Here is a 12,199-nt window from a genome sequence, read left to right on the forward strand (position 1 = left end):
ATAAATTCAAGGCGTTGCATAGGTCGGGTCTCAGTCCAGGGCATAGTGAGTCTCCTCTTCTATGCCAGTTATAACTGTTACCCATGTATCCGGTCTAAAGTGTTACCCATGTTTCCGGTTCATACCGAAGCGCCACCCGGCAATAAAAAAACCCGCCGAAGCGGGTTTTTTTACATCTGTCACTCTTACATCAGCGGCATCGCATGCTGCACCAGGGTGATCAGCGGCTGCGGGTAGATACCGAAGATCAGCACCAGCAGCGCGGAGATCAGCACCACAATACCGCCGGCGCTGTACTGCCAGTTGGTAGGCGCATCGCGGTTCAGCTGCTGCGGCGCGTTCAGGTACAGACTCACGGCGACACGCAGGTAGTAGTACAGACCGATGGCGGAACCGATAACCACCGCCGCGGTCAGCCACCACAGACCCGCCTGCACACCGACGGCCAGTACGTAGAACTTACCGATAAAGCCGAGCGTCATCGGGATACCCGCCAGAGACAGCATCATCACGGTCATCACCGCGGACAGAATCGGACGGTGCCAGAACAGACCACGGTAGGAGTACAGTGAATCTGCATCCGGGCCACGGTACGGGCTGGACATCAGACTCACCACGCCGAACGCGCCGAGGCTGCTGAACAGGTAACCGGCCAGGTAAACCCCGACGGTTTCCATCGACATCGAACCGCTCTGCAGCGCGATCAGCGCCACCAGCAGATAACCCAGGTGAGAGATAGACGAGTAACCCAGCAGACGCTTGATGTTGGTCTGGCTGAGCGCCATCAGGTTACCGAAGATGATCGAGGCGAAGGCGATAATGCCCAGCACCACGCGCACCGCTTCGCTGTCGCCGACCGGCGCGTACAGGAACAGACGCATCACCACGCCGAAGATAGCGATTTTGCTCGCCGTCGCCAGGAAGGTGGAAACCGGAGCCGGAGCACCCTGATACACGTCTGGCGTCCACAGGTGGAACGGAACCAGAGAGAGTTTAAAGCCGAGGCCAACAATCATCATGCCCAGACCCGCCAGCAGCAGCGGTTCGTGCAGCATGTTGTCGCCGAGGCTCTTGCCGAGCGCCAGGAAAGAGAGGTTACCGGACTGCGCATACAGCAGCGCCATACCAAACAGCAGGAATGACGAGGCCGCAGCAGACAGGATCATGTACTTGATAGCAGCTTCCAGAGAACGCTTCTGACGGAACGCATAACCAATCAGGCCGAACAGCGGGAGAGAGATCAACTCAATACCGAGGAACAGGGCCGCGAGATGGTTAGCGTTCGCCAGCAGGATCCCGCCGAGAGCGGCAATCAGAACCAGCAGGTAAAACTCTTCTTTGTTGTCGTTGTAGCCTTCAAGCCACGGGTAGGCAAAGGTACAGGTCGCGAGGCTCGCCAGCAGAACCAGCCCGGTGTACAGCATCGCAAAACCGTCAACGCGCATCAGCGGGGTGACATCCATCGCGCCCGCCTGGCCAACAAACCAGAGGGAGACTAACGCAGCGTTCAGACCCAAAACCGACAGCGTGGCATTCAGGAAGTGATTGCGTCGCCACGCAATGGAGAGCATCACAACCACCACCGTCAATCCGACGATCAGCAGCGGTAGCAGCGCGATCAGTTGTTGTGGAGTTATTGTCATGGCGAATTACAGCCTTGTATTAGAAGCAGAATTAACAAACCACTGCTGGATGTTACCCATCGCGGAATGCGAGGTATCCAGAATCGGCTGCGGATAGAAGCCCAGCAGCACCAGCAGTACGACCAGCAACAGAACGAGGAACAGTTCGCGCGGCGACATCCCCGGCAGCTCTTGCTCCGCGATTTGGCTCTTCGCTTTACCGAAGTAAGCGCGATGCAGCATCGCCAGCGAGTACACGGACGCGAAGACCAGGCCGAAAGTGGAGACCACGGTAATCACCGGAACCACTTTGAAGCTGCCGAACAGAATCATGAATTCGCCGACAAAGTTACCGGTGCCCGGCATCCCCAGCGTCGCGACTGCGAAGAACATCGACAGAGCTGGCAGCCACTTAATTTTGCTCCACAGACCGCCCATCATGCGCATGTCACGGGTATGCAGACGTTCGTAAAGCTGACCGCAGAGGATGAAGAGACCCGCCGCAGAAAGACCGTGAGCAATCATCTGAATCACCGCGCCCTGGTACGCCAGCTGGCTGCCGGTGTAGATGGCAATCAGCACGAAGCCCATGTGGGAAACGGAGGTGTACGCGATAAGACGTTTGATGTCGTACTGCGTGAATGCCATCCATGCGCCGTAGAAGATACCGATCACACCGAGCCACATCGCAATAGGCGCGAACTCAGCGGAGGCGTTCGGGAACAGCGGCAGCGCAAAGCGCAGCAGACCGTAGGCCGCGGTTTTCAGCAAGATCCCCGCCAGGTCAACGGAACCTGCCGTTGGTGCCTGGGAGTGCGCGTCTGGCAGCCAGCCGTGCAGCGGAACCACCGGCATTTTCACCGCAAACGCGATGAAGAAGCCCAGCATCAGCAGGTATTCCACGCCGTGAGACATTGGCGTTTTCAGCAGCGCTTCGTAGTTGAAGGTCCAGACGCCGGTCGCGTTGTAGTGCACGAACACCAGGCCCAGGATCGCAATCAACATCACCAGACCACTCGCCTGGGTGTAGATGAAGAACTTGGTTGCCGCCGTGATACGCGTTTTACCGTCGGATGCCTTATGGCCCCACAGCGCGATCAGGAAGTACATCGGCACCAGCATCATTTCCCAGAAGAAGAAGAACAGGAACATGTCGATGGCAAGGAACACGCCGATCACGCCGCCCAGGATCCACATCAGGTTCAGGTGGAAGAATCCCTGGTATTTTTGAATCTCATTCCAGGAACACAGTACCGCCAGAACGCCAAGCAGGCCGGTCAGCACCACCATCAGCAGCGACAGGCCGTCGAGCGCGAGGTGGATCGTGATACCAAAGCGCGGTATCCACGGCAGGATAAATTCAGACTGCCACTGCGGGATGCCCGCAGACTGGGTCAGTGAATAGCCGCCCTGCAACCAGAGTTGCAGACCAAGTGCAAGCGTCAATCCCATGGTGATCAGCGCAATCCAGCGCGGCATCTTCACGCCAAAGCGTTCGGTCTGCCAGCACAGGAACCCACCAATGAAGGGAATTAATATTAGCCAGGGTAGTAACATGGCGATTTTTATTCCTTTTTAAGGCCCCAGCCGGGGCCGATGTTCAACGAATTCTCACGGAAAATTCAGTTCGGATGGGGTTTGTTGTGTCGGGTGGTGCTTACGCTTACCCGACCTACGGTTTTGTAGGCCCGGTAAGCAGCGCCACCGGGCGAAACCCCATCTCAAATCAACGCAACACCATCAGCAGCGCCAGCACGACAACCGCACCAATGCACATCGAAGCCACATACCAGCGCAGATAACCGTTCTCGCTCAACAGCAGGCCTTTACCTGCGAAGCGGGACAGCACTGCCGGGATGTTCATCATGGAGTTCATCGGATCGCGTTTCAGCAGCCACGCAATGCCGAGGAATGGCTTAACGAAGATCATGTCGTACAGCCAGTCGAAGCCCCACGCGTTGTACCACCAGGTGCCCAGCAGACGGCCCGGCGCACTGTTAGCGACCGCAGTCACCAGCGTACGTTTGCCCAGCCACAGCCATGCAGCGATCAGGATGCCCGCAATAGCGACCACACCCGAGGTGATTTCAAGCGTCAGAACACGACCGTGCTCAAGCTCGGTGGTATCCGGCAGTACGCCCTGCAGCGGTGGCACAATCATCGCGCCAACGAAGGTAGACAGGACCAGCAGAACCAGCAGCGGCAGGTGGTGGGTAATCCCTTTCCCTGCGTGAGCGTGAATTTGTTCTTTACCGTGGAATACGATGAAAATCATTCGGAAGGTATACAGGGAGGTCATGAATGCACCGACCAGACCTGCCACCATCAGATTGATATGACCATTTGCCATGGCACCCGCAAGGATTTCGTCCTTACTGAAGAAGCCCGCGGTGATAATCGGCAGAGCCGACAGCGCCGCGCCGCCCACCAGGAAGCAGACATAAACCAGCGGAATCGATTTGCGCAGACCGCCCATCTTGAAGATGTTCTGCTCGTGGTGGCACGCCAGAATGACGGAGCCGGACGAGAGGAACAGCAGCGCTTTAAAGAACGCGTGTGTCATCAGATGGAAAATCGCCGCGTCCCATGCCTGTACGCCGAGCGCCAGGAACATGTAGCCAATCTGGCTCATGGTGGAGTAAGCGAGAACGCGTTTGATGTCCGTCTGAACCAGCGCGGCAAAGCCCGCCAGAACCAGCGTCACCGCGCCCACGATACCGACCAGGTGCAGGATTTCCGGAGTCATCAGGAACAGACCATGGGTACGCGCAATCAGGTAAACACCGGCGGTCACCATGGTCGCGGCGTGGATCAGCGCGGAGACAGGCGTTGGGCCTGCCATCGCGTCCGCAAGCCAGGTCTGCAACGGCAGCTGCGCGGATTTACCCACGGCACCACCCAGCAGCATCAGCGTTGCCCACGTCAGCATGTTGTTGCCTGCTTCGAAGTGAGCCGGCGCCAGTTCCACCATTTCGCGGAAGTTCAGCGTGCCCAGTTCGTTGTAAAGAATGAACAGCGCGAAAGCGAGGAACACGTCACCCACACGGGTCACGACGAACGCTTTCATGGCCGCTGCGCCATTCTTCGGATCGGTGTAGTAGAAACCGATCAGCAGGTAAGAGCAGAGACCCACGCCTTCCCAGCCGAGATACATCAGCAGGAGGTTATCACCCAGCACCAGAACAACCATGCTGGCGATAAACAGGTTGGTGTAGGCGAAGAAGCGGGAGTAACCCTCTTCACCGCGCATATACCAGGAGGCGAACATGTGGATCAGGAAGCCCACACCGGTCACCACGGAGAGCATGGTCAGAGAGAGACCATCCAGCACCAGGCTGAAACCGATGTTGAAATCACCGACCGACATCCAGGTCCACAGCGGCAGGGTGAACGCCTGCTTGCCGTTGTTAAAGAAGTCGATACCGGCATAGGCGGTGACCAGCGCCGCCAGGCCGATAGAGCCAATGCCCACGGTCGCGGACAGATTTTCCGACCAGCGGCCGCGGGAGAATGCCAGCAGCACAAAGCCGATCAACGGAAAGATAATGGTTAAGGCAAGCATGTTCATCCACGCAACTCACTTACTGAATCGATGTTCAGGTTCTGGCGGCGACGATGGAGCTGCAGCAACAGCGCCAGGCCAATACTCGCTTCAGCAGCCGCAAGGCTGATGGCGAGAATGTACATTACCTGACCATCGGTCTGGCCCCAGTAGCTACCGGCGACCACAAAGGCCAGCGCGGAAGCGTTGATCATGATTTCCAGACCGATCAGCATAAACAGCAGATTGCGGCGGATAACCAGACCGGTTAAACCCAGAACGAACAAAATCGCGGCGAGGATCAGTCCATGTGTTAAGGGGATCATGCGCGCTCCTCCGTTTTTCTTTTCGCGCTGTCATTCGCACGGTTGCTCAGCACTTCACCCGGACGCTCTTCGCGACCGACGTGGAAGGCCACAACCAGACCCGCCAGCAGCAGCATCGACGCCAGTTCAACGGCCAGAACGTATGGGCCAAACAGCGTGATACCGACCGCTTTCGCGCTGATCGGCGTACCGTCGATGCCCTGATCGTTCACGCCAAGGATCGCGTAAACGATCACCGCCAGCATGATGGCCGACAGAATCGCCGGGCCAATCCACACCTGCGGTTTTAACCACTGACGTTCTTGTTCAATTTCAGAGCCGCCCAGGTTCAGCATCATCACCACGAAGACGAACAGAACCATGATGGCCCCGGCGTAGACGATGATTTCCAGTGCGCCCGCAAAGTGGGCGCCCAGTGAGAAGAACACCCCGGAAATAGCCAGCAGCGAGATGATCAGATACAGCAACGCATGCACCGGATTGGTGTGCGTGATCACGCGCAGCGTGGCCAGGATGGCGATAAGGCCACAGATATAAAAAGCGAATTCCATTGCCCTCTCCTTACGGTAACAGGCTCTTGACGTCGATAGGCTTAGCTTCGTTCTCTGCTTCGCCCTTATCTTTGCCGTCGATTGCCATACCCGCCATCCGGTAGAAGTTATATTCCGGGTATTTGCCCGGACCGGAAATCAGCAGATCCTCTTTCTCGTACACCAGGTCCTGACGCTTGTACTCACCCAGTTCGAAATCTGGAGTCAGCTGAATCGCCGTGGTTGGGCACGCTTCTTCACACAGACCACAGAAGATGCAGCGTGAGAAGTTGATGCGGAAGAACTCAGGGTACCAGCGGCCGTCTTTGGTCTCTGCTTTCTGCAAAGAGATACAGCCGACCGGACAGGCTACCGCACACAGGTTACAGGCAACGCAGCGCTCAGAGCCGTCCGGATCGCGGGTCAGCACGATACGGCCACGGTAGCGCGGCGGCAGATATACCGGCTCTTCCGGATACATCTGGGTTTCGCGTTTTGCAAACGCGTGCAGGCCGATCATCCAGATACTGCGAAGCTGGGTGCCGGTGCCTACCAATAATTCTTTTAAGGTCATGTTCTAAAGCCCCTTATGGCTGCTGCCAGAGAATGACAGCCGCCGTTACCAACAAGTTGACGAGCGTCAGCGGCAGGCACACTTTCCAGCCGAAGGACATTACCTGGTCATAACGCGGACGCGGTAAGGACGCACGAATCAAAATGAACATCATCATGAAGAACGCGGTTTTCAGCGCGAACCAGATGAACGGCGGTAAGAACGGGCCATGCCAGCCACCAAAGAACAGCGTAACCATCAACGCGGAAATGGTGACGATACCGATGTACTCGCCCACGAAGAACAGACCGAACTTCATGCCGGAATATTCAATGTGGTAACCGTCGGCCAGTTCCTGTTCGGCTTCTGGCTGGTCAAACGGGTGACGGTGACACACCGCCACGCCCGCGATGGCAAAGGTGACAAAACCAAAGAACTGCGGTATGACGTTCCAGATATCAGCCTGGTTGTTGACGATGTCGGTCATGTTGAATGAACCGGCCTGCGCCACCACGCCCATCAGGGAAAGACCGAGGAACACTTCGTAGCTCAGGGTCTGCGCAGACGCACGCATCGCCCCCAGCAGGGAGTATTTGTTGTTACTCGACCAGCCCGCGAACAGGACCGCGTAAACCGCCAGGCCTGCCATCATCAGGAAGAACAGGATCCCGATGTTCAGGTCCGCCACCACCCAGGTCGGACTGACCGGGACGATAGCAAAGGCCAGCAGCAGCGAGGTAAAGGCGATCATCGGTGCCAGGGTAAAGATGACGCGGTCCGAGAATTTCGGGATCCAGTCTTCTTTAAAGAACATCTTGATCATGTCCGCGACCAGCTGGAGTGAACCACCCCAGCCCACACGGTTCGGTCCATAACGGTTCTGGAACAGACCGAGCAGACGACGTTCACCAAAGCTCATGAACGCGCCGCAGGTGACAACCACCAGCAGAATGACCACCGCCTTGAGAATGCTTAACAGAATTTCGATGAGATCCGGCGTTAACCAACTCATGCTTGTGCCTCCTGCAGATTATCAAGACGCGCGCCCGCCAGCACCGGAGCGATGCCCGGCAGACCCATCGGCAGACCCACCTGCCCTGCTGTCAGACCTTCGGCGATCACCAGCGGCAGACTGATGGTCTGGCCTTCATAGCTAAAGGAGACCTGGCTGCCCGCGTTGACGCCAAGCTTCGCGGCATCCGCCGGATTGAGCTTGATGTAAGGCTGCGGCATGCGCGTCTGGAACACCGGAGAGCGCTGGGACATCTCATCACTACCAAACAGATGGTAGTAAGGCGCGATACGCCAGTTGCCTTCCTGCGCTTCGAAACGTGCCGGAACGGTCGTGAAGTACTCCAGACCCGTTTCGCTCGCCTCAATCAGACGCACGCCCGGATCGCCGTGGCGCAGAGAACCGCCCACTTCAGCCTGGAACTTGTTCCATGCCTGCGGGGAGTTCCAGCCCGGTGCCCATGCGAACGGAATCTGAGAACGCGGTGCAGACGGCTGGTTGTTCCCTTCCATGGAGAAGGCGAACATGGTGTCTTTATCCTGCGGCTGACGCGGTTCGTGCACACTGATGTTAGCGCGCATCGCCGTACGGCCACTGTAACGGTGCGGTTCACGCGCCAGTTTCTGGCCGCGAATGCGGAAGCTCGCGTCCGGCGCGGCATCTTTGATGCCTGCCAGCTGCGGCAGTTTGGCCACAACGGCATCGATGACATCATCGAGCTGCGTCCAGTCCACCTGACGGTTTTCCACGGTGCTGTGCAGAGAGTGCAACCAGCGCCAGCTTTCCAGCATCAGGGTGTTCGCGTCGTAGTAAGACGGGTCATAAACCTGGAAGAAACGCTGTGCGCGGCCTTCGTTGTTGATAACCGTACCGTCGCTCTCGGCGAAGCTTGCTGCCGACAGCACCAGGTGCGCTTTGTCCATAATCGCCGTGCGCTGATGGTCAATTACCATCACCAGCGGCGCTTTCGACAGAGCCGCATCCACGCGAGCGGCAGAAGCATGACGATGCAGGTCGTTCTCAAGGACGATCACACCGTCAGCCGCACCCGATTCGAGTTCGCTTAACGCCGCTTCCAGAGAACCGCCGCCAATCAAGCCCAGACCGACGCTGTTGACTGCGCGCGCAATCATGGTCACGCCCACGTCCGCCCCACGCCCTTTCAGCGCCTTCGCCACGTTTGCCGCAGCCTGAATCACGTCCGGGCTACCGGCGTTGGTGCCGGAAATAATCAGAGGTTTCTTCGCGCCGGCCAGAGCCTGCACGATCACGTCGATCTTGTTCTGCAGGTCACGATCCAGGCCTTCGACGGCCGGAGCACTGTTATCCAGCGCGTGAGCAATAGCAAAACCGAGACGCGCCTGGTCTTCTACCGGTGCGCGATAGGTCCACGCCGCGATGTCGTCCAGACGGGTGTTGTCGACGTTAGTGACAAACAGCGGATGCTTGGCGCGTTGGCCGATGTTGAGGATCGCCGCAATCTGCCAGTCAGCCACTTTCTGGGCCGCTGCCATTTCACGTGCTTTACCTTTCACCGCCTGACGAACCGCCAGCGCAACGCGTGCACCGGTCTGCGTCAGATCTTCGCCCAGCACCAGCACCGCATCATAGGATTCGATTTCGCGCAGCGCAGGAGTACGGATACCGCCTTCGCGCAGCACTTTCAGCACCAGCTCCAGACGTTCCTGCTCGCCGTGGGCGATACCGGTGTAGAAGTTATCCGCCCCCACCAGCTCACGCAGCGCAAAGTTGCTTTCGACGCTGGCACGCGGGGAGCCGATACCGATCACTTTCTTCGACTGGCGCAGAATATCTGCCGCGCCCTGCATCGCTTGTTCAGCGTTGAGGGTGATCAGATCGTCGCCACGGCGCTGAACCGGCTGACGCGGACGGTCTTTCAGGTTCACATAGCCATAGCCGAAACGACCACGGTCGCAGAGGAAGTAGTGGTTAACGGTACCGTTGTAACGGTTTTCGATACGACGCAGTTCACCGTAGCGCTCACCCGGGCTGGTGTTACAGCCGAGGGAACACTGCTGGCAGATGCTTGGCGCAAACTGCATATCCCACTTACGGTTATAACGCTCGGAGTGCGTTTTATCGGTGAATACGCCGGTCGGGCAGATCTCTACCAGGTTACCGGAGAATTCGCTTTCAAGCGTACCGTCTTCCGGACGACCAAAGTAGACGTTGTCATGTGCGCCATACACGCCCAGATCCTGACCGTCTGCGTAGTCTTTGTAGTAACGCACGCAGCGGTAGCAGGCGATGCAGCGGTTCATTTCGTGAGAGATGAACGGCCCCAGATCCTGGTTGCGGTGAGTACGTTTGGTAAAGCGATAGCGACGGAAGCTATGACCCGTCATCACGGTCATATCCTGAAGGTGGCAGTTACCGCCCTCTTCACACACCGGACAGTCGTGCGGGTGGTTGGTCATCAACCATTCCACGACGCTCTCACGGAACTGTTTCGCTTCTTCGTCTTCAATCGAAATAAAGGTGCCCTCGGTCGCTGGTGTCATACAGGACATGACCAGGCGTCCACGCGTGTCTTCCGCGTTTTGGTATTGCTTCACCGCACACTGGCGGCAAGCACCGACGCTGCCCAGCGCCGGATGCCAGCAAAAATACGGAATATCAAGGCCGAGAGACAGACAAGCTTCTAGCAGGTTGTCGGCCCCGTTGACCTCGTATTCTTTGCCGTCTACATGAATCGTAGCCATTAGCATGCTTCCAGTTGGCTCAGTCAGAGACTGAGCGTTAATCAAAATTCAGTATCGCTACCAGCGCGCTTTCAGCAGGTTCGGCTGAATACCGTTAATCAAATGGGTATTGCTGAACTGCTGCTTGATGCCCGCTTCGAATTCGTCGCGGAAATATTTAATCGCGCTTTGCAATGGCTCAACGGCACCTGGTGCGTGGGCACAGAAGGTTTTGCCCGGACCGAGGAATCGACACAGTTGCTCAAGTGTCTCGATGTCGCCAGGCTGGCCTTCGCCGCGCTCAATAGCGCGCAGGATCTTCACGCTCCACGGCAAACCGTCACGGCATGGCGTACACCAGCCGCAGGATTCGCGGGCGAAGAACTCTTCCAGGTTACGCACCAGGGACACCATGCCAATTTCATGGTCAACGGCCATCGCCAGCGCCGTACCCAGACGGCTGCCTGCTTTACCAATGCTTTCGAATTCCATCGGCAGGTCGAGGTGCGCTTCGGTCAGGAAGTCGGTCCCCGCGCCGCCCGGCTGCCAGGCTTTGAATTTCAGGCCATCGCGCATGCCGCCCGCGTAGTCTTCGAGGATTTCGCGTGCGGTGGTCCCGAACGGCAGCTCCCACAGACCCGGATTTTTAACGCGACCGGAGAAGCCCATCAGCTTGGTGCCAGCGTCTTTACTGGTCGAAATGTTCTGATACCACTCCACGCCGTTGGCGAGGATAGCCGGAACGTTACACAGGGTTTCGACGTTGTTGACACAGGTCGGTTTACCCCACACGCCGGAGCTTGCCGGGAACGGAGGCTTGGAGCGAGGGTTCGCGCGGCGGCCTTCGAGGGAGTTGATCAGCGCGGTCTCTTCACCACAGATGTAACGCCCTGCCCCGGTGTGCACGAACAGTTCGAAGTCAAAACCGGTGCCGAGAATGTTTTTGCCAAGCAAGCCCGCTTCGGTCGCTTCCGCGATGGCGCGACGCAGGTTTTCTGCCGCTTCGATGTATTCGCCGCGCAGGAAGATGTAGCCACGGTAGGCTTTCAGCGCGAACGCGGAGATCAGCATGCCTTCCACCAGTAGGTGCGGCAGCTGTTCCATCAGCAGGCGGTCTTTATAGGTGCCCGGCTCCATTTCATCGGCGTTACACAGCAGGTAACGGATGTTCATGGATTCGTCTTTCGGCATCAGGCTCCACTTCAACCCCGTGGAGAAGCCCGCGCCGCCGCGCCCTTTCAGGCCGGAGTCTTTAACCGCGTTGACGATTTCATCTGGCGCCATGCCGGAGAGCGCTTTACGTGCGCCTTCGTAGCCGTTTTTGCTCTGATATTCTTCGAGCCAGACGGGCTGTTTGTCATCGCGCAGACGCCAGGTCAGCGGATGAGTTTCAGCAGTGCGAATGACTGTTTTCATTTGTACCGCTCCAGCAGGTCAGGAATCGCTTCCGGCGTCAGATGGCTGTGAGTATCCTCATCAATCATCATGCTCGGCCCCTTGTCGCAGTTACCCAGGCAGCAGGTTGGCAGCAGCGTGAAACGACCGTCGAAAGTCGTTTGTCCTGGCTTGATGTCGAGTTTTTTCTCGAGCGCGGCCTGGATGCCCTGATAACCGGTGATATGACACACCACGCTGTCGCAGTAGCGGATCACGTGACGGCCTACCGGCTGGCGGAAGATCTGGCTGTAGAATGTTGCCACCCCTTCCACGTCGCTTGCCGGGATACCCAGCACCTCGGCGATCGCATAGATCGCGCCATCGGGTACCCAACCGCGCTGTTTCTGGACGATTTTCAGCGCTTCAATGGATGCCGCACGCGGGTCTTCGTAGTGATGCATCTCGTGCTCAATTGCCGCACGTTCTGCCGCACTCAGCTCAAAAGCCTCGGTTTGTGGTTGTTGATTCTCGTGCAT

10 protein-coding genes are annotated in these 12,199 nt (G+C 57.7%); all 10 read right to left on the reverse strand.

Going from position 1 to position 12,199, the window contains the following annotated elements; translation table 11 throughout:
* Positions 1–185: 185 nt before the first annotated feature.
* Positions 186–1,643 carry an NADH-quinone oxidoreductase subunit NuoN gene (gene nuoN, locus QQF33_RS19020; RefSeq protein ID WP_282493632.1) on the reverse strand — a complete coding sequence of 486 codons (1,458 nt, stop codon included), beginning with the start codon at positions 1,641–1,643 and terminating at the stop codon, positions 186–188.
* A gap of 6 nt (positions 1,644–1,649) precedes the next feature.
* Positions 1,650–3,179, reverse strand: a complete 1,530-nt coding sequence (gene nuoM, locus QQF33_RS19025; RefSeq protein WP_282493633.1) for an NADH-quinone oxidoreductase subunit M — start codon at positions 3,177–3,179, stop codon at positions 1,650–1,652.
* A gap of 169 nt (positions 3,180–3,348) precedes the next feature.
* Positions 3,349–5,190, reverse strand: coding sequence for an NADH-quinone oxidoreductase subunit L (gene nuoL, locus QQF33_RS19030; RefSeq protein WP_285158424.1), 1,842 nt, complete (start codon positions 5,188–5,190; stop codon positions 3,349–3,351).
* Positions 5,187–5,489: an NADH-quinone oxidoreductase subunit NuoK gene (gene nuoK, locus QQF33_RS19035; protein WP_003861496.1), complete on the reverse strand. Its 303-nt coding sequence runs from the start codon at positions 5,487–5,489 to the stop codon at positions 5,187–5,189. Before nuoK ends, nuoL begins: the two co-directional genes overlap by 4 nt.
* The gene (gene nuoJ, locus QQF33_RS19040) at positions 5,486–6,040 is read right to left on the reverse strand and encodes an NADH-quinone oxidoreductase subunit J (RefSeq protein ID WP_282493635.1); all 555 of its coding nucleotides are present in this window, start codon (positions 6,038–6,040) and stop codon (positions 5,486–5,488) included. The genes nuoK and nuoJ overlap by 4 nt, the downstream gene beginning before the upstream one ends.
* A 10-nt stretch (positions 6,041–6,050) precedes the next feature.
* Entirely contained in the window at positions 6,051–6,593 is a 543-nt protein-coding gene (gene nuoI, locus QQF33_RS19045) for an NADH-quinone oxidoreductase subunit NuoI (RefSeq protein WP_282493636.1), read from the reverse strand.
* Between the two features lie 13 nt (positions 6,594–6,606).
* Positions 6,607–7,584 carry an NADH-quinone oxidoreductase subunit NuoH gene (gene nuoH, locus QQF33_RS19050; protein ID WP_095282746.1) on the reverse strand — a complete coding sequence of 326 codons (978 nt, stop codon included), beginning with the start codon at positions 7,582–7,584 and terminating at the stop codon, positions 6,607–6,609.
* A complete protein-coding gene (gene nuoG, locus QQF33_RS19055) occupies positions 7,581–10,307 on the reverse strand; it encodes an NADH-quinone oxidoreductase subunit NuoG (RefSeq protein ID WP_285158425.1) in 2,727 nt (908 codons plus the stop codon). Before nuoG ends, nuoH begins: the two co-directional genes overlap by 4 nt.
* 57 nt (positions 10,308–10,364) lie before the next feature.
* Entirely contained in the window at positions 10,365–11,702 is a 1,338-nt protein-coding gene (nuoF, locus tag QQF33_RS19060; protein WP_285146776.1) for an NADH-quinone oxidoreductase subunit NuoF, read from the reverse strand.
* Positions 11,699–12,199, reverse strand: coding sequence for an NADH-quinone oxidoreductase subunit NuoE (gene nuoE, locus QQF33_RS19065; RefSeq protein WP_282493639.1), 501 nt, complete (start codon positions 12,197–12,199; stop codon positions 11,699–11,701). The genes nuoF and nuoE overlap by 4 nt, the downstream gene beginning before the upstream one ends.

The organism is Lelliottia wanjuensis (assembly GCF_030238365.1).
GTDB classification, from domain to species: domain Bacteria; phylum Pseudomonadota; class Gammaproteobacteria; order Enterobacterales; family Enterobacteriaceae; genus Enterobacter; species Enterobacter wanjuensis.

Bases quoted from the DNA above. Each gene is read 5' to 3' on its own strand.
- nuoH (WP_095282746.1), bottom strand. From the start codon at position 7,584: ATGAGTTGGTTAACGCCGGATCTCATCGAAATTCTGTTAAGCATTCTC.
- nuoM (WP_282493633.1), bottom strand. From the start codon at position 3,179: ATGTTACTACCCTGGCTAATATTAATTCCCTTCATTGGTGGGTTCCTG.
- nuoN (WP_282493632.1), bottom strand. From the start codon at position 1,643: ATGACAATAACTCCACAACAACTGATCGCGCTGCTACCGCTGCTGATC.
- nuoF (WP_285146776.1), bottom strand. From the start codon at position 11,702: ATGAAAACAGTCATTCGCACTGCTGAAACTCATCCGCTGACCTGGCGT.
- nuoI (WP_282493636.1), bottom strand. From the start codon at position 6,593: ATGACCTTAAAAGAATTATTGGTAGGCACCGGCACCCAGCTTCGCAGT.
- nuoL (WP_285158424.1), bottom strand. From the start codon at position 5,190: ATGAACATGCTTGCCTTAACCATTATCTTTCCGTTGATCGGCTTTGTG.
- nuoE (WP_282493639.1), bottom strand. From the start codon at position 12,199: ATGCACGAGAATCAACAACCACAAACCGAGGCTTTTGAGCTGAGTGCG.
- nuoG (WP_285158425.1), bottom strand. From the start codon at position 10,307: ATGGCTACGATTCATGTAGACGGCAAAGAATACGAGGTCAACGGGGCC.
- nuoK (WP_003861496.1), bottom strand. From the start codon at position 5,489: ATGATCCCCTTAACACATGGACTGATCCTCGCCGCGATTTTGTTCGTT.
- nuoJ (WP_282493635.1), bottom strand. From the start codon at position 6,040: ATGGAATTCGCTTTTTATATCTGTGGCCTTATCGCCATCCTGGCCACG.